19 protein-coding genes are annotated in these 17806 nt (G+C 42.1%); 11 read left to right on the top strand and 8 right to left on the bottom strand.

The genetic code is table 11. The features are described 5' to 3' along the window. Positions 1 to 44 precede the first annotated feature (44 nt). Together HM003_01420 and HM003_01415 are read left to right on the top strand one after the other, a co-directional pair. Entirely contained in the window at positions 45 to 1064 is a 1020-nt protein-coding gene (locus HM003_01420) for a hypothetical protein (protein MBX5328003.1), read from the top strand. After that, positions 1051 to 2595 carry an ATP-binding protein gene (locus tag HM003_01415; protein MBX5328002.1) on the top strand — a complete coding sequence of 515 codons (1545 nt, stop codon included), beginning with the start codon at positions 1051 to 1053 and terminating at the stop codon, positions 2593 to 2595. Before HM003_01420 ends, HM003_01415 begins: the two co-directional genes overlap by 14 nt. 2 nt (positions 2596 to 2597) lie before the next feature. On the opposite strand, the gene HM003_01410 is transcribed toward HM003_01415, so the two are convergent. Next, positions 2598 to 3278 (bottom strand): MarR family transcriptional regulator, encoded by a 681-nt coding sequence (locus HM003_01410; GenBank protein MBX5328001.1) that lies wholly within the window; start codon positions 3276 to 3278, stop codon positions 2598 to 2600. 328 nt (positions 3279 to 3606) lie between these two features. Further along, on the bottom strand, positions 3607 to 4086 hold the full coding sequence (locus HM003_01405; GenBank protein ID MBX5328000.1) for a hypothetical protein: 480 nt from the start codon (positions 4084 to 4086) through the stop codon (positions 3607 to 3609). 115 nt (positions 4087 to 4201) lie between these two features. On the opposite strand from HM003_01405, the gene HM003_01400 reads away from it, so the two are divergent. After that, positions 4202 to 5410 (top strand): pyridoxal phosphate-dependent aminotransferase, encoded by a 1209-nt coding sequence (locus tag HM003_01400; protein MBX5327999.1) that lies wholly within the window; start codon positions 4202 to 4204, stop codon positions 5408 to 5410. Between the two features lie 5 nt (positions 5411 to 5415). On the opposite strand, the gene HM003_01395 is transcribed toward HM003_01400, so the two are convergent. Both HM003_01395 and HM003_01390 read right to left on the bottom strand, forming a co-directional pair. Further along, entirely contained in the window at positions 5416 to 6249 is an 834-nt protein-coding gene (locus HM003_01395; GenBank protein MBX5327998.1) for a carbon-nitrogen hydrolase family protein, read from the bottom strand. A 16-nt stretch (positions 6250 to 6265) separates the two neighbouring features. Continuing rightward, positions 6266 to 7081 carry an NAD+ synthase gene (locus HM003_01390; GenBank protein MBX5327997.1) on the bottom strand — a complete coding sequence of 272 codons (816 nt, stop codon included), beginning with the start codon at positions 7079 to 7081 and terminating at the stop codon, positions 6266 to 6268. Positions 7082 to 7203: 122 nt separating this feature from the next. On the opposite strand from HM003_01390, the gene HM003_01385 reads away from it, so the two are divergent. The 5 genes from HM003_01385 (at position 7204) to HM003_01365 (ending at position 12375) form a co-directional block, all read left to right on the top strand. Continuing rightward, positions 7204 to 7470: a hypothetical protein gene (locus HM003_01385; protein MBX5327996.1), complete on the top strand. Its 267-nt coding sequence runs from the start codon at positions 7204 to 7206 to the stop codon at positions 7468 to 7470. Between the two features lie 15 nt (positions 7471 to 7485). Beyond that, the gene (locus tag HM003_01380; GenBank protein ID MBX5327995.1) at positions 7486 to 8238 is read left to right on the top strand and encodes a geranylgeranylglyceryl/heptaprenylglyceryl phosphate synthase; all 753 of its coding nucleotides are present in this window, start codon (positions 7486 to 7488) and stop codon (positions 8236 to 8238) included. A 7-nt stretch (positions 8239 to 8245) separates the two neighbouring features. Beyond that, the gene (locus HM003_01375; protein MBX5327994.1) at positions 8246 to 8557 is read left to right on the top strand and encodes a hypothetical protein; all 312 of its coding nucleotides are present in this window, start codon (positions 8246 to 8248) and stop codon (positions 8555 to 8557) included. 98 nt (positions 8558 to 8655) lie between these two features. Next, positions 8656 to 12060, top strand: coding sequence for a DNA polymerase II large subunit (locus HM003_01370; GenBank protein ID MBX5327993.1), 3405 nt, complete (start codon positions 8656 to 8658; stop codon positions 12058 to 12060). Positions 12061 to 12102: 42 nt separating this feature from the next. Continuing rightward, a complete protein-coding gene (locus HM003_01365; protein MBX5327992.1) occupies positions 12103 to 12375 on the top strand; it encodes an ArsR family transcriptional regulator in 273 nt (90 codons plus the stop codon). On the opposite strand, the gene HM003_01360 is transcribed toward HM003_01365, so the two are convergent. The 3 genes from HM003_01360 to HM003_01350 form a co-directional block, all read right to left on the bottom strand. Then, positions 12372 to 12659, bottom strand: a complete 288-nt coding sequence (locus tag HM003_01360) for a nucleotide pyrophosphohydrolase (protein MBX5327991.1) — start codon at positions 12657 to 12659, stop codon at positions 12372 to 12374. The two genes, HM003_01365 and HM003_01360, sit on opposite strands and share 4 nt — an antisense overlap. Before the next feature lie 89 nt (positions 12660 to 12748). Beyond that, a complete protein-coding gene (locus HM003_01355; GenBank protein MBX5327990.1) occupies positions 12749 to 12913 on the bottom strand; it encodes a DUF488 family protein in 165 nt (54 codons plus the stop codon). A gap of 284 nt (positions 12914 to 13197) precedes the next feature. Continuing rightward, on the bottom strand, positions 13198 to 14517 hold the full coding sequence (locus HM003_01350; protein MBX5327989.1) for a serine hydroxymethyltransferase: 1320 nt from the start codon (positions 14515 to 14517) through the stop codon (positions 13198 to 13200). Positions 14518 to 14636: 119 nt separating this feature from the next. Here HM003_01350 and HM003_01345 point away from each other — a divergent pair, with 119 nt between their 5' ends. After that, positions 14637 to 14810: a preprotein translocase subunit Sec61beta gene (locus tag HM003_01345; protein MBX5327988.1), complete on the top strand. Its 174-nt coding sequence runs from the start codon at positions 14637 to 14639 to the stop codon at positions 14808 to 14810. 7 nt (positions 14811 to 14817) lie between these two features. Here HM003_01345 and HM003_01340 read toward each other — a convergent pair whose 3' ends face one another. Beyond that, complete coding sequence (locus HM003_01340) at positions 14818 to 15105, bottom strand: hypothetical protein (GenBank protein MBX5327987.1); 288 nt, start codon at positions 15103 to 15105, stop codon at positions 14818 to 14820. Between the two features lie 246 nt (positions 15106 to 15351). Here HM003_01340 and HM003_01335 point away from each other — a divergent pair, with 246 nt between their 5' ends. Beyond that, positions 15352 to 17184, top strand: coding sequence for a DUF2070 family protein (locus HM003_01335; GenBank protein ID MBX5327986.1), 1833 nt, complete (start codon positions 15352 to 15354; stop codon positions 17182 to 17184). A gap of 52 nt (positions 17185 to 17236) precedes the next feature. After that, positions 17237 to 17794 (top strand): pyruvate ferredoxin oxidoreductase subunit gamma, encoded by a 558-nt coding sequence (locus HM003_01330; protein ID MBX5327985.1) that lies wholly within the window; start codon positions 17237 to 17239, stop codon positions 17792 to 17794. The last annotated feature ends 12 nt before the right edge of the window (positions 17795 to 17806 follow it).

The following is a 17806-nucleotide window of genomic DNA, read 5'->3' as shown; positions in this document are numbered from 1 at the left end:
GAAAAATTTTGCAACATAAGCAACACGATGAGGAACGGTCGCAAGTGAACAATGTAATAAGATTGGATTTGGACGAAATGGAAAAGAAACTCAAGGGGTACCTTGACAAAGGAAGAGTTACCAGCGTAACTGAGATAAGAGAGGAACCAGTGATAGCCGCCAAACCAGACGCGTCTTTAATAAAGCCCTTAAAGAAAATGAGCACCTTTTCTGGAAGATTTATTGCTGTCGATTGTTCTACAAGGACGCTTAAGAGAGCAAATAACTGGGGAATCTACCTCATGCGAGTTGCCTATGCCTCAGTAAAAGAACGGGATGTTGACTGGGGTTACCGTGAAAGGGTATGCACTGTGGTTGGCGATGCGCATACTCGTAGTAATTTCCTCACAGACGTAAGGATCGAGTTAGAAAGTCAAATGGGGCTCGATCTTTTTCAAGGCGAAACCAACTTTTCATACTACGAGCATAGCGATCCTCGTAGTAATTACCTTTTGCTTGATGGCGGCGGCTATTTCGGTGGGGAACGGAAGTTTCGGGTGGCTTTATATGAAAAATGCGAAAAAGAAAGGATTACGCTGTTAGCTATTAGCAAAAATTCTCCTTCTCTTCAAGACGAAAAAGGCAGAGATCTTATAGCTACTACGAGTATTCTTTCCCCTTACGACCTATGGGTTTTTCATCCAGTAAGAGAAGCAGATAAAGATCAGAGCTTGTATGGTGACATAGCACTTGTTAAGTTGTGCAAAGAGAGTTTTCGTGTTTTTCGCTGTGATATCATGGAGTACCTGACTGAGGGTGACGTAAGTGAACTGCTTGCACCTCTAACCGTTGTGGCTGAAGACCCTCGCTGTTTAGGATATCCTATTCCTCTTTTGCTTGCTCATGAATTTTCAAAACCTTCTGATTCGATGCTCTTGGCCTACCATGATCAAGTAGAGGGTGTCCTTGCTGAAGCGGGCTTATTGGAGGCATTGCGTAGAGAAGAGTTTTCTTGTCGGTTTGCAGACGAACTGCATGGAATAAAACACGCGTTTGAGTGGGAGTGGTGGGATGGGCAGTTCTAACTCTATAGGGTTTATATGTGGAACAAAAGGAGACTCGGTCTCTTTCTTCCTCAATAAGGGAGTAACTCTTTCTTTTGGGCAGATAGTTCGCATAGGCTCAGGCGAGAGAAGTTTCTATGCGAGAATTGTTAACGCTGAAAGCAACTCAACTCTTGACACTATTGAACAACTGCGTGAAGCAGAAGGTAAAGAGTCCTTTGGACCATACTCTGCCTATCGTTGTGTCGAGGCTATTCTCTTCTTAGAGAAAACAGCTGGTAAGGTGCGCTCTCCAACGTTTAACCCAAACTATAGAGACAAAGTATACGCAGCGAGCGAAGAAGATTGCGCTGTCCTTAAACTTTCTGGAGAATTAGAGTTAGGGCGACTGCGTTCAGGCGAGCAATCTCTTGGCTCCGTAGGTATAAATATTGAGGCTATACCGCTGATGATGGGCATGTTTGGAATGACTGGCTCTGGGAAAACAAATACCGAACTGATTTTAAATGCTCAGATAATTGACAACAGCCCAAAGACAGTGGCCTTAATTTTTGACTTTGCCGGGCAACTTCTCGAAGGAAAAGGCATCAAACCCCAAAGAGGTTTAAAAGATCATCCGCTTTTTCACAGCAAAGTTCAATACTATTCTTCACGCGATGGAAAAATGGCTGTAGGTTTACGTACAATAAGCCCAGAAAAACTTCTCACACTTTTTCCTGACATAGGGCTTCCTCAGCTTAGGCTTGCAAAGAAGCTCTATAAAAAGCTAGATAAAAGCTGGATTGAAGAAACAAGAGAAGTTTATGGCGCTGAAGGGCATGTTGGAGTTGGGCGCGTTGCGGATTACAAAATGAAACATGTAATTGATGCTCTAATGCTTAAACTGTCTTCTCTTTCTTCTGACCTATTCCCCGTTTCTGACTACAGTTTCGTTGACAACGTAACCCAAAACCTATGCAACGGAATCACTTGCCTCATAGACATTTCCGGAATAAGCTCAGAAGACCAGAACAAAATAACTTGCCTTGTAGCGTCGACTGTTGCACGCCATTACAAGCGCTTGTGGGAAGAAAACTACGCAGAATGGCAGAAACTTCCAACACTTCTTATTACGCTCGAAGAAGCACACGAATTCCTGGACCCTAACAAACCAAGAACAATATTTTCAGACATCGCCCTGACATACCGCAAATACAGAGTTGGACTTAACGCTGTAACACCACGTCCCTCAAGGATTAACTTTGACGTTTTCGCTGAACTATGGACAAAAGTTATAATGAAAACCGAGCTGCGAAAAGATAGAACATATTTAACTGAAAACACGCCTTACCTGGAATACAGCGATACCGAAATCAAAATGTTAGATGTAGGCGAGGCTCTACTTATATCCGAACCAAAAATTCGGTTTGCCGTACCAATAAAAGTTACACATTACCCCGAATATTTACAGAGAAGAGAAAAAGAAGATTATGGACTTGCTGAAACAAAGAATCTTTCAGAGATGGATGAGCGTCTCAAGAGATTACGTGAGCAAGAATCTCCTTCCTTATGATATCACGTTGCTTCGCTTTCTGTCTTTTTCAAAAGTTTCTCCATTTCCTTCTTGACACTGTATCTAAATGGAATCTTGTTCGTGTCCCTTTCCAGATAACCTTCCTCATACAACTTCTTCATTAACCGCGCCGTATGCTCCCTGCTCAGTTTAACTCTTTCCTTAATCTCCGGAGCAGTCTTTGAACCTTCCATTGCAAGCATTTCCAACACAGCAATTTCAGTTTCAGTCAATGGTGCCATAGCCTTGTCTCTCTTTATTGGTATTACCGCCTCGACTTTTGCTTCAGGTATTGCAGTGAAGTGACGAGCTTGTTCTTCTATGGTAGAAACTTTAGTGTTTAATGTCTCATGTGACACAACAATATCACACAGTTTCTTGTCAACCTCTTCTAGTCTTGTTAACACTTTATCCTTATCTTCTACAACGCCATTGAGCTTTGTTTCTAAAACACGTAACTGTTTATCAACATTTTCTGCCTTGCTAAAGGCACTGTCGCTTTTTGAAGAAACCGAATGAACCTTATATGCAACAGCCTCCAATTTTTCTGATTCTTGTCTAAGTTGTCTATTAAAACTCAGAACAATGTCTTCGACAACCTCTCGCGCCTTTTCATATTCTTTCTGAACTCTACGAAGTTGCCTATAATACTCAACTGCAGCGCCTACAGTCGCAACTGACAACATACCCGCCAGAATTAACAAAATGTCAGTCAGAAGAATCCCTCTGTGATTCACATGTGATTATGTGTGATTGAGTCATGTTGCATCACACATCACATTTTTACCATAAAAGATTTAAAGATTATGGTTCTACGCATATATCCCATGCCCCTATGACGTCACACATCACAGTTTATTGTAACACTCACACCAAACGTCATCGTTGCTATGAAACCATAAAACGCCTTAATTATGGGTTATTTTCGAATTTCCAACTGTTTTCTTCGGCTAAAAGATTTTGGGTTTCACGCCCTAGAAGTTAGGTTACTTTTTAGTGTGATTTGTGACGTCACACTAAGCCTTCCGAGGCGTTTGAAAGCTGTTTTAGGCTTGTTTCAAGCTCTTCTCTTATGATTTCTATGACTTTTAGGTGCTCATTTAATTCTCCGCTTTTGTTTGGTATGTTCTTGTACGCGTCAATGTATTCTTGTAACTTGTTTGCTATTTCTAAATACGGGTCTAAAGTTGTGGTTTCAAAGACTCCTAGATATCCTAAAAGTAGTACCGTGTAGATTGCTTTTATTACATTTCCTTTTGCCTGTTTTAAAGTCCTGTTGAAGGCTCCGCGACTTATTTTTGCCTTCATTAGCCGTAAATTGGCTTTTTCATCGTATTTTAGCGGTTTGCCTGCGATATTTTCGGATAAAATGTCTATGAGCAGTGTTTCAAGTTGTGTTTTTGTTAAGTGGCTATTTTTAGCGAGTATTTTCACAACGGGGTCGTTTAAGGAACTTGTAAGCCATGATTGCACGCTTTCTTTTAACTTCACACTTTTCCCTCTATGGGTTCTTGCTAATGAATACAGTTTTGTATACGAGGTAACCCTTTTAAGTCTGTCGAATATTCTTCCATCCTACTAGCTGATTTACGAACGTAAACATTTTATGTTGAAGAAAATAATGCATACTGAGGATTACCTCTTGGTTTCACACTTCGAACCCGCAAAACGCCTAAAAGCCATAAAAAGTTCTGGAATACGCCGCTTTTTCGCTTTAGCGCAAAAAATACCTGGAATTATCAATTTAACCGTTGGAGAACCCGATTTTACACCTTCGCCTCATGTTTTAGAGGCGTATTCTCGGGCTGCAAAAGAAGGAAAAACACATTACACACTAACCAACGGCATTCCAGAACTTCGAGAAGCTCTCTCTCAAAAAGCCTATAAAGACTACAATCTCCGTTACGACCCAGACACTGAAATACTAGTCACAGTTGGCGGAACAGAAGCAATCTTTCTTGCGTTGTTCAGTTTGGTAAACCCCAGCGATGAAGTGTTAATTCCGAATCCTGGATTTGTGTGTTATGAACCAAGCGTTTTGCTGGCTGGCGGTGTTCCTGTTTCTGTTCCTCTTTTTGAAGAAAATGGGTTTAAGCCGTTAGTTGAAAATGTGACGTCACTAATCACGAAAAAGTCACGTGTGATAATTTTGAACTATCCCAACAATCCCACGGGCGCCGTTCTTTCGCATGATGAGGCTGCCGCGCTGGCAAAAATCGCTGTTGAGCATGATTTGATTGTGATTTCTGATGAGGTCTACGAGAAGATTCTCTATGACGAAGCGAAGCATTGTTGCTTTGCTACTTTTCGTGGGATGCGCGAGCGTACGTTAGTTGTTAACTCGTTTTCTAAAACTTATGCAATGACTGGATTGAGGGTTGGGTATGTTTATGGGCCAAGGGAACTTGTCGCTCCTTTATGGCTAGCGCATCAGTATACAGTCGCTTGTGTAAATACTCCTACACAGTACGCTGCGTTAGCTGCGGTAAATGGTCCTCAAGACTCTGTCGCGAGCATGGTTCAAGAATTTGATAGACGACGCCACCTAGTACACGATAGACTTAATGAGATTGAAGGCTTTGCTTGTAAACTTCCGAAAGGCGCGTTTTACGTTTTTCCAAACATAAGGGACTTTGGTATGTCCTCTGAGGAAGTTGCAGAGTTTCTTGCCAAAGAATCCCGTGTAGCAACAGTTCCTGGCTCTGCCTTTGGCAATCATGGCGAAGGGTACTTACGTATTTCTTACGCTGCATCCTATGAACAATTAGAAGAAGCATTAACCAGGATAGAAAAAGCAGTGGAAAAGCGTAGGTAGCTGTTCTAAAGGTTCTCTGAGGCTTCCTTCAGTTTGTCAAAAAGTTCTGGGCGTAGGTCTTTCAATGTTGGAACAAATGTTTCCACTGGTCTTATGTCCGTGTAGTCCACATCACATGTCACAAGGTCTTCGTCATCATATTTTGCTTGGGCAAGAATTTTTCCGTTAGGTCCTATTAGTCTACTTCCGCCCCAAAACTGCAAACCATCTTCTATGCCTACTAAATTTACGTACGCTAGAAAGACTGTGTTTTCTATGGCTCTGGCAATTGTTAATGCTTCAAAAAATGCTTTCCGCACCGCTGGTGAAGCTGAGATGCAAACTATTAGCTGAGCACCAGCAAGACGTGCCAGTCTGCTCACTTCTGGAAAGAAGATATCGTAACATATGATTAGACCTACTTTCCCGAGTTTAGTGTCAAACACTGCTGCTTGATATCCAGGTCTAAAATACCTCTTTTCTTCGAAGACGCTGTGAGTTGGAAGGTACATTTTACGGTATTTTCCAATAAATCCGTCGGGGCCTACAAGGACTGCTGAATTGTAAACGGTTGCTTGTGCCTTTTCACTTAATTCTGGCATGCCGAAAACCACATGTACTTTTGCTTTTCTGGCGATTCCTTCGATGATTTTGGTTGATGGTCCTGGTATTGTTTCTGCTAACTCGTAAATTTGGTCTCTTACAACGTAACCAGTTAATGAGAGTTCTGGAAAAATCACAAGGTTCGCCGCTTGTTTCTTTGCTTTAGAGACCAGTTTTTCTATTTTCTTTATGTTCGCTGCCTTGTCTCCGCATTTGCAGCTTATTTGTGCAAGAGCTACTTTGAATCTCTCTTTCATGGCAATCCTCTCATGATTAAGGCGTGTTCCGTGGGAGTCTAAAATCTGCTCCCACCGTTCGATATTCAATCTTTGTTGTTAACAACATCCGCCTTTTATGTTCTGTGGCAAGCCATCTGCGTTTTACCTTTTCCACTAGTTCTTTTTCTATGTTTAACTGGTTTGCTATTTCTTCGGTTTTCATGAAATGTTCCAGTCCATAAAGAATAAGGTCAAGCTGCTCATATTTTATGCCAAGCTCTGTTTCTGCAAACTGTCCGGGCCACAATGCTGGCGAAGATGGTTTTTCAACAATTTCTTTTGGTACCCCTATATGATACGCAAGTTTTCGAACTTGAGTTTTGTAGAGGTCCATTATTGGTGATATATCTGCGGCAACGTCACCCCACTTCGTAAAGTAGCCCATCATTGTTTCTGATTTGTCTGAGCTACCGCAAACGAGCATGTTGAGCTTGTTTGCATAATAGTACACGTAAATCATTCTGGTTCGTGCCTTTATGTTGCCTTTGCAAAGGTTGTCTGCTGGAGCGAATATTGGTATTGATTTGTAGAATGCTTCTAAAACAGGAGTGATGTCAACCCGTTCTTTCTTTAATCCGAATTTTTTAGCGACAAGCTCTGCGTGTTTGACATCTTTAGCGTTGTAGGCTTCCTCTTCTGGTAGCATGAGCCCCAAAACTTTGCCTTTTCCGATAGCTAACGCTGAAAGCGCTGCGACGGTGCTGCTGTCAATTCCACCAGATAGCGCTACAATAATGCCCTCAGCTTTGACTCTCTCAAAGTAATCCTTGATAAACCTGGTTATTTTGGTCTTCACTTCTTGCCAGTTCAAATCCAGAACCGAAGGCGTCAACTCCAAACAGCTACACCCTCAGTGTCTTATGCTTATAGGCAAGTATTTAAGGACAAATGTAAATATGAAAAGGGTGTACTCTATAATTTAGGCGGATGCAAATGGGGAGAAGAAGACGAAAAGTTGTTCGCATTCCAAAAAAACGGTTGCCTAAATTCTTCTCTTGTCCAAGATGCGGAAAGGAAGCCGTGAGAGTTGAAATTTTCCGAGAAGAAAGTCGTGCAGTGGTTGGATGCGGTAGCTGCGGCTTGAAAGAGGAGTTCCCCGCGAAACCCGCACAGGGAGAAATTGACATTTACTGCATGTTTACTGACAAACTTTATGGAAGCTCACGAAAAGCTTCTTTGCCTGAAAGTAAAAATGTTTAGCTGAGCTGGTTAGCCATGATAGGGCGTGTTGAAAAATATCTTCTTGAAAAAATTGAGTCGGAAGGGTCAATTCACATAACCCTCATAGACCCAGAAAAAGTGACGCCCCCTCAAGCTTCTAGAATTGCCGCCAAAGCAAATTTAAGCGGCACCTCTGCTATAATGGTTGGTGGCTCAACGTTCACCTCCAGCACACACTTGGACCACGTTGTTAAGGCTATCAAACGCACAGTAAAAATTCCAGTAATCCTTTTCCCAAACAACGTAACAGGCATAACGCGTTACGCTGACGCTATCTGGTTTATGTCTCTCTTAAACTCTGTTGACCCCTACTTTCTAATGGGCGCACAAGTTTTGGGGGCTCCCTTAGTTAAAAAGCATCGGTTAGAGCCTATTCCCATGGGGTACATAATTGTTGGTGAAGGCGGCACAGCCGGCATAGTTGGCAGGGCAGTTCCAGTTCCATACAATAAGCCTGAACTCGCAGCGGCGCATGCATTAGCTGGACAATATTTGGGCATGCGCTTTATATATTTAGAAGCAGGATCTGGCGCCAAAAAATCAGTTCCTCCCGAAATGATTCATGCTGTTAAACATTACATAGATGTGCCCCTAATTGTTGGAGGCGGCATAAGATCCAGATCACAAGCTTTAGCTGCGGCCTCGGCTGGGGCGGACATAATCGTTACTGGTAATGTGGTTGAAAACAACGAAGTTAAGCAAAAAGTTTCTGAGATTGTAGAGGGCATAAAACAAGGCAAGATGTGAAACGAGTTTGACAGCCTTTGGAAACTATTTTTCTGCTTTGAAGAAAATTTTTGAAAATGAAAATGTCTATGAGGTGTGGCCTGATTTTGAGCCGCAATATGATGAATATGAGTATGTTTGGGCTACACTGAGAGGTTTAGGTGAAGTTTTGATACTTAACTGTGGCGTTTGTGATGGTCCTTCTGATTTGAGGCATGGTCGCTGTAAGGGGTGTGTTGAAAAGCGATGTAAACTTGCAGGGGACGCTTACCATAAAGCCACGGGACGCACAAAAGAAAATTGGTCAACAGTGTTTTTGTGTAGAATTCACAAGGAGTAAACGTATTCTGCTCTACTATTTTTGCGTTTTTTGTGTTACAAAACCAAAATATACCATGGCAAAAAGAATTGTAGACGGGAGAAAGTTTGAACGGTCCAATGAGCGAGGCCTATCGGCGATATGTGGAAACTTTAGAAAGTAAACTGAACCAATTATACACCATAAGCGAAAAAGCCAGAGCAAACGGTCTTGACCCAACACTAAAACCTGAGTGCACAATTGCGAAAGATTTAGCCGACCTCGTAGAAGGTCTCGTTGGACCGAAGGGTGTTGCAGAAAGCATAAGAGAGTTAAGCAAAAGGTTGCCCAGAGAAGAGATAGCCTTTAAGATCGCTGAAGAAATCGTTTATGGCAAATTTGGGCACATGGAAGCTGAAGTAGCAGCAGAGCAATCAATACGCACGGCACTTGCAATTCTGACAGAAGGACTGACGGCTGCTCCTCTCCAAGGAGTAGCAAAAGTGAAAATTAAAACAAACCGTGACCGAACACAGTATCTAGCAATTTATTTTGCCGGTCCCATCAGATCGGCAGGCGGGACAGACCAAGCTCTCACACTAGTTGTTGGAGATTTTGTGCGGCGATTGTTGGGTCTTGATCGTTATAAGCCTACTGAAGAAGAGATCTTACGTTTCATTGAGGAAGTTAGACTTTATGAACGCTCTGTAAGCCGCTTTCAATTTCATGTTTCGGATGATGAATTACGTAAGGCGCTTCAGTGGCTTCCTGTTGAAGTAACAGGCACGGAATCTGACCCTGTGGAAGTTTCTTCTTTTAGGAATCTTCCGCGGATAGAGACTAACCGTGTAAGAGGTGGCGCATTAAGAGTTGTGAATGACGGCGTGGTTGGGCGTGCGCTTAAAGTTTTAACAATAATTGAGAAACTTGGGATTCAAGGGTGGGACTGGCTTAAGGAATTTCGTAAAAAATCCGAGAAAAAGTCTGCGGGGTTTATGGATGATGTTATTGCTGGGCGTCCAATCTTTTCATTTCCATCAAGACGTGGAGGTTTTCGTTTAAGATATGGTAGAGCTCGGAACACAGGTTTGTCTGCTGTTGGTATTCACCCTGCGACTATGCTAGTTCTTCAAGGTTTTCTGGCAGCGGGTACTCAACTCCGTTTGGAACTTCCTGGGAAAGGCGGCATTGCGGTTCCTGTGGACACTATGGAACCGCCTATTGTTCGGTTAAAGGATGGGTCTGTTATTCGAGTTACTCTTGAAAATTTCAATGCCATAAAAGGTAACGTAGAAAAAATTCTGTTTTTAGGAGACATGTTGATTGGCTATGGCGATTTCTTGTACAGCAGTAAACCTCTTGCGCCTTCTGGATACGTTGAAGAGTGGTGGGTTGAAGATTTACGAAAGGCAATTGCTGAACAGTTTAATGGGAACTTGGAGGTTATAACGGAAACTACGAAGATTCCTCTTGAGAGGCTAGCGGCTTTCTTGGCAGACCCATTTTATTGCAAGCCTAATGTTAAAGAAGCTATTGCGTTATCGTTGGCTTTGCGCGTGCCTTTACACCCGTCTTTTACATTTTTCTGGTCATACCTCTCATCAGTTGAAGAGCTTAAACTGTTAAGAAACTGGCTTCATAAAGCAGAAGTACAATTTGAAAATGGCGTTTGCTGCAAAGTTGTTGGAGAAATTGAGGCAAATATCAAACAGGCTTTGGAAACAATCTGTTTGCCACATGAAGTTTTTGATGGCAAGGTTCTCATTAAAGATGAAGATGCTCATGCATTTGCGTTTTGTCTTGGCTATGGAAAATCTTTTGATGAGAATTTTTCATCCGCGCAAACTGTTCTTGGAGTAGTTAGCTTACTCTCTGACGTGCAAGTAAGGGAAAAAGCTCCAACTCTTGTTGGTGCTAGGATGGGGAGACCTGAGAAAGCAAAAAGGCGGGAGATGAAACCTCTTGTCCATGTGCTCTTTCCTATAGGTTTGTCTGGCGGTTCCCAACGAGACCTTGTTGAAGCAGCGAAAAAGGAACCGGCATTTGTAGAGGTTGTAAAGCGTAAATGTCCTATTTGCAAGACTTTCACATTTAGAATTGTTTGTCCTGTGTGTGGCTCTGAAACTGTTCTCGAGAAAAGTTGTCCTAGATGTGGACGAGTTTTGAATGCAGAAGAATGCCCAACATGTAAAGTGCCCGTGCAGTTCTCTCAAAAGCAAGTAATTAACTTTAGAGAAATGCTTGAAGGCGCGTGTAGTCGTCTAGGTGTTTCCGCACCTAAAATATTGAAAGGCGTCAAGGGTCTAACGAATGAAAAAAAAGTCCCTGAAATCCTTGAAAAAGGCGTTTTGCGTGCGAGACATGGGTTGTCAGTTTACAAGGATGGAACAATCCGTTTTGATGTTACAAACGCTCCTTTGACGCATTTTAAACCTTCTGAGATTGGCGTTTCTGTTGAGAAGCTTAGGCAATTGGGCTATACTCACGCAATTGATGGTGCAGAATTAACCGAGCCAAATCAAGTGTGCGAATTGAAACTACAAGATGTGGTAATTCCAATGAAATGTGCGGAGTACTTTATGCGTGTTGCAGACTTTCTCGACGAACTCTTAACGAAAGTCTATGGGCTTTCGCCTTACTACAACGTTAAGCGGGTGGAAGACCTTGTTGGACATTTAGTTGCCGGTTTAGCTCCACACACTTCTGTTAGTATTATAGGGCGCATTGTAGGCTTCACCAACTTAAACGTGTGCTATGCGCATCCAATTTGGCATTCTGCAAAGCGTAGAGACTGCGATGGTGATGAAGACGCTTTAATGCTTGCTTTGGATACCCTGCTTAATTTTTCCAGAGAGTATTTGCCTGCACAGATAGGTGGAATAATGGATGCTCCGTTGCTTCTGATTCCAGTTGTTAATCCGCAAGAGGTGCAAAGGCAAGCGCATGATGTGGACGTGGCTAAAGCTTACCCCTTGGAATTTTACGAAAAAACATTGGAGCATACAGAGGCTAAACAAGTAAGCCATCTCATTGACATCGTCGAATACCGTCTTGGTTCAGAGGCGCAATTTGAAGGGTTCGGCTTCACGACTCCCGTGTCAAATGTTAACATGGGAAATGTTGATAGCGCGTATAAATTGTTCAAAACGATGGTTGAAAAACTGAACAGCCAGCTTGAGTTAGCTGAGAAAATTGAGGCGGTGGACGCTAGAAAAGTAGCCTTAAAGGTTTTAACTAAACATTTTATTCGAGATATTGCAGGAAACTTACGTGCTTTCTCGACACAAGGGTTCAGATGCAAATCGTGTAACAAACATTTTCGCCGGTTGCCTCTTCGCGGTAAGTGCCCCTCTTGTGGAGGACAATTAACTCTCACCGTCTATCGTGGCGGGATTGAGAAGTATCTTGAGGCGGCTGAACACCTTGTCAAGAAGTATAGGTTGCCGCGGTATTATTCTCAGAGAATTCTGCTTGTGAGAGAGGAAATTAACGCTTTGTTTGAGGGGCAAAAGCCGAAGCAGATAAGCCTAATGGATTTTGCCTAAGAAACTTTTTCTATTTTAAAGGTTTAATTATATGCGGTGGACATGTTAAAAGAGATTTATCATCCTAATGCTTACTTGGCACATATAAGAAACGTCAAGCTTGGTCTTAAGGCTAGAACGCGGATATTAAATAGTCTTGAGGGGCGCTCCCTCGATGCCAAGACTATTATGAAAGAAGTAGGAATGCATTATGGCGTTGTTATGCATCATTTGAAGCTTCTTGAAGCTGAAGGGATAGTTGAGAGAAAAGGCAATAAACCATGTGTATGGGTTCTCACGGGTTTAGGACAGAAACGGTTAGAAAATTTGGGTTAAAAGACACAGTTGCACGGCGTGTGTCTACATTTTGGGCATTGATTAGGATATTTGCTGAGTGCTGCTTTTTCTAGGTCTACGTTGGCGATGTTCGCAAGTGAGGTCAACCATGCGATGACATCTGCAAATTCGTTTTCCAAAGCTTTTTTATTGCTTGCTTTTAACGCTTCACCTAATTCTTTCACTTCATCTACAAGCCAATTATACGTTCCATCTATTCCACGTTCAGAATCTCTGTGAAAGTATATTTGGCGCATCATTTTTTGGAACTCTGATATATGCAAATTTTTTCACCTTGTTTCGTGTGGAAAGCGCGTGTTTCATTTATTAAAACAGAGAAGATGAACCTATTATAGATAAAATTAGCGTATGCTCAAGTTGTAAGACTTTTTTGTTCCTTTTCGGTTATGTGAATTACCTTGGTACCTTTTCTTTCTAAATTGGCGGAGACAAATCGGCGATGGCAATATTTTGGGTTTATTTCCATACACATAAGGCAAACACGCTGTTTCGCCGCAAGTTCACAGAGTTTTTCAATCCTTCCTTGAAAAGTTTAGTTCGCATATGCTTTTTATATCCACCCTGCCGGTATCCGCCTAATTCGTTGCCAATCCAAACATATTCTATGTCATGCCCCGGGAGCCACTTTTGCAGTTGTTCTTTTTTTGAAATGTTCAATTTTTGATGTTGGAAATCTACGAATGCCTATGAGCACCTGAATTTGGTGTTCACTCAGCAATTCAAGAAAGTGTCTATTAAACGGTTGCCATGACCAATAGGCCATACTTGTATTTTCGCTTTTATCATGAACATTGAACGCGTTTACCGAATTTTTATGTACTTGTAGGCTTCTGTTGCGTTTTCAAAGCAGTAATGCACTTTTTGGTAGTCTCGTCGGAACTCAGCAACATCCATCTTCACTTTTTCTAGAGGCTCCTTGTCCATTATCACGCGTTTAATGAACTCTGCTATTTCATCCATTTCAGATTCTTTCATTCCAAGTCTTGTAACTTCTGATACGCCCAATCTTATGCCGCCCGGGTGCATGAAGTGGCGTCCTTCTTTAATGTCCCATGGCAGCAAGTTTCTGTTAATTATGATATTCGCTTTTTCTAAAGTCTCTTCAATTGTGCCGCCGTCTCCTTGTTTTGTTATGTCGATTAGAATCACATGTGACTGCGTGAAACCTTTATGCTCTGCTAAAACATTGAAGCCTCTCTCGTAAAGTGCTTGTGCCAAAGCCTTAGCATTTTTCACTATTTGGCTTGCATATTCTTGTCCGAATTCGAGCATTTCCGCGCATGCAATTGTGACGCCTGCAACTGCATGTAAGTGGTGATTGCTTACCATTCCGGGAAATGTTGCACGTTTTATCTTGTCCGCGTATTTGGTCCACGAAAGAACTCCGCCATGTTGTGGTCCAAAGAATGTTTTGTGGGTGCTTAAGCTTACTACATCTGCGCCTTCTTTCAGAGGATCTTGAAATTGTTTTCCCGCGATTAGTCCTGCTACGTGGGCAGCGTCATATGCTACTGTTCCACCTACTGAACGAATTGTATCTTCCAGATCCTTAATTGGATGCGGAAATGGAAAAACACTTGCGCCGAACATGACAAGTTTAGGTGGTCTTCCTTCTGCTGCTAGTTTTTGAATTCTCTCCTTTGCCTTGTCAACGTCAATATTTAGTTCCTTGTAATCCAACGGGAGATATTCAACTACTAGACCGCGGACAGCTCCTGCCGTTCCTCCCAGCTCCTTCTTGCCTGTTGTGATGTGTCCGCCGCACGGAATGGACAAAGCCATAATAGTGTCGCCAGGTTCTGTAAACGCTGTGTACACAACCAGATTTGCTACAACGCCAGAAATGGGCCTGACATCCACAAACTCTACATCAAAAAGCCTTTTCATAAGTTCAATACATTTGAATTCTACTTGGTCTATAAAGCGGCACCCGGCGTACACGCGTTCTCCAGGCCATCCTTCTGCGTAGCGGTTTCCAAAGTCTGACATTATGGCTTCGCGGACGGCTGGGCTTGGAACATTTTCGCTGGCTATGAGTGGAATGCTTTCTTGGAACCATTTATGATGCTGTTGTAGAAGATTAATCACGTGATTATATTCCTCTTGGGGGGTCGTCATCATCCACACCTTTTGCATCACAGTATCCTTTAATCACAAATAAAAACTCTTTTGAGACAACATAACATTAATAATAGAGAAACTTGTAAAGTTACTTACACTCTTGAGAAAGGTTGGCTCAGATGAGCAAGAAAAAGAAGAAGAAAGAGTCAGCGCCAATGCCTGCTGCAAGTGCGGGGTTACTTCGGTTCTTTGAGGAAGAGACGGAAGGGGTTAAGGTTAAACCTGAGATACTTGTGGCTTTAGCGATAACCTTAATCGTTGTTTGTGTTTTGGCAAACGTCTTTTTCAAATAGTGCTATTCTAGCGTCGAGAAGGCGGATGCAAAATTTCGATTCGTTGAACAGAGTTAAGGTGAACGAATATTTCGCTTCTTTCTTCCCTTCCAGCAACTTGTGGTATGGGTTGCGCAATTGTTGCACGCAATATTATAGCTTCAGCATCGGAAAGCCATATCCCAGCGGGCTCTCGCGTGATCGCTGCTAATGTTCCCTCAAAACCATATGCTGGATCTAAAATTACGCGAATTTGTTTACCCAGATTTTTCTCAAGCATATGAAATATGGTTGGGGGAACATTTTGTTCTGGCATAAGGTTCGCAAAATCCTATAATAGATATTTGGTAAATAAAACCGTTGCCCCTGGTGAGGTAATGTTAACTTACCGGTTTCGCCATGATAGCCTTTTAGTTTATGATTTCCCATTTTTCAGTGTTTATGTAAAAATTTTAGTTCCAACTTGTGAATGATTATTCCTAAGAGTGTCTTAACTCTCCGTGGTGATTATGCGGAGCTTCGCGACACTTTAAAATATGCCTAGTAATGTTTCATAGAAAATTTGAACGAGAGGATGACTGTGGCAAGCAGCGATTCATTAACTATTTCCATGGATAAGGCGGTTAAGCACTATTCTTCGTTGTTTAAGCTTCCGCCATATGGAAAGATGGTTTTGCTTCTTGCCTTGCTTTGCATTAGCAGTGGTGTACTTTCCGCAATTATCCTTTTCCCTTCTCTTTATGGATTAATTGTAGGAATACTTCTTGGAGTTTCTTTGTTGCTTACAAACATCGTTCTTGATCATGCTATAAGTGCTCTAATTTTGAAAGGAGACCCTATTTACGATTTAAGAAGAACCACTGGACTTTCACTTTTCAGTTGGGTTTTTTGGCTTTTTTTCATTTTTATAGGAACTGTTCTCACTGTCTGGTTTGGTTCAATTTGGTGGGTTAGATTATGCCTTTTGGGATTTTCTGCCGTGCTGATTTTTCGGTTAACAGTTCTTAACGCAACATCATTCAAAAATTACAGCAAACTCCTCGCAGCCTCTTTCCTTCAACCAATCCCTTGCGTACTTCAACTGATGATAATTTGGACTGAAATCGATTATCTCTTATTTTTGTTTTTAGTATTCGCGTCTGTTGTAAGCATTATTTCAAGTTGGCTTTTCCTTTCTCCTTTGAATCGCGTGGGCAAAAAAACGCTTAAAGTTCCTTCCTTGTCTCTTTTGAAGGCTTTCCTGTTGAATTGGGTCGTAGACTTGAATGCTCCGTTTGAAAGTTTTCTTGAGCAGTTGGGCGAAGAACAAAACGTGGAAGTTTCTCTCATAAAATTTGATTCCGCCAAACCTAAAGCAGTAATCGCCGTGCCATCTATTCATCCTGGACCTTTCAAAAACATTGGAAGCAGTCCTTTACCCTCAATGCTTAAGACATCATTAGAGAATACGCTCAACTGTGTTGCATGTGTTCCTCACGGATTGCTCGGGCACGAGTTTGATTTGGCTTCGCAGTCTCAAAACCAAAAAGTAATCAGTCACATTATTGACTCAGTGAACTTTGAAGGGTCAGAGGCAAGAGCAACACCATTTGTTAAAGTTAGTAATGGCATAGCCACCGCGTGTTGCCAAATTTTCGGTAAATCAGCCTTCATCTCTTTCAGTCTTGCACCTAGAACCACTGAAGATTTTCCTCAAGAATTGGGTTATTTTGTTAGTCAAGAGGCAGAAAGGCGCGGAATAACATGCTACACGGTTGTTAACGCTCATAACAGTATTGACGGAAATGCAGATACAGAAGATGTTTTAAGCTCATTGAAAGCTGTCGCGATTGAGTGTTTAAAGAAAGCAGTTTCCCTTAAACAGTTACCGTTCGAAGTCGGCGTAGCCAACGTTCAACCTAGAGAACTTAGCCTCAAAGACGGCATGGGACCAGGAGGCATCACCGCCATTGTTGTCAAAGTAGGCGACCAAAAGACTGCTTACGTAGTCATTGACGGCAACAACATGGTCACTAGTTTACGCGAAAAAATCCTCTCCGCTCTCTCTTCCCTAGGAATAAACGATGGCGAAATTTTCACAACAGATACACATTTAGTAAATGCAATAGTGCTGGTTGAACGCGGGTATCACCCTATTGGAGAGGCTATAGACCACGAAAAACTTATTGAGTATATAAAAGAGTCTATAGTTACTGCTACATCTAATCTGGAACGCGTTAAAGTTGCGTGCCGCAAAGTGGAAATCCACAATGTTAAGGTTATAGGAGAAAAAGCACTAGAAACCCTCTGTCTTCTTATAGATAGGGCTAAACGAAGAGCAAAGCGAATAGTCGCCCCAATTTTTGTGTCAAGCGGCATCATTTTAATGTTATTTTTGGTGTTTTTTATAAGCTAAACTAATAAGTCTGAAACAAGCACTTCTCTCTTCTTAATGGAAGGAAAAAGCCGTGCTTAAGGAAATCAGAATTCATGGGCGCGGAGGACAAGGCAGCGTAACAGCAGCAGAGTTGTTGGCGCACGCTGCTTTTATTGAGGGTAAGTGGGTTCAAGCTTTTCCCTATTTTGGTGCAGAGCGGCGCGGTGCGCCAGTCAAAGCCTTCACAAGGATAAGCGACGAATCAATTCTTGTACATAGCCAAGTTTACAATCCCGATTATGTAATTGTGCTTGACCCCGCAATCTACAAAACTGTGGACGTAACTGAAGGATTGAAGAAAGATGGAATAATTATCTTAAATACGACAAAGAACCCTGCAGAAACTGGAATAAAAAATTATAAGGTTGCCACGGTTGACGCAACCGGAATTGCTCTCGAACTAAACCTCCTTGTTGCTGGTTCGCCTGTGGTTAACACTTCAATAATAGGTGCTTTCGCTAAGGCCACTGAAGAAATTAAGTTGGAAAACGTCGTGAAAGCCATAAAAGAAACTTGGTCAGGTGCAGCGGGAGAAAAGAATGCGCGAGCTGCAGAATTGGCTTATGACCGTTTAATAAAAGGATGGTGAGAACATATGTGC

It is taken from the genome of Candidatus Bathyarchaeota archaeon A05DMB-5, from assembly GCA_019685655.1.
Classification (GTDB): Archaea; Thermoproteota; Bathyarchaeia; order Bathyarchaeales; family Bathycorpusculaceae; genus DSLH01.
This window is presented reverse-complemented; position numbering and strand designations above follow the sequence as displayed.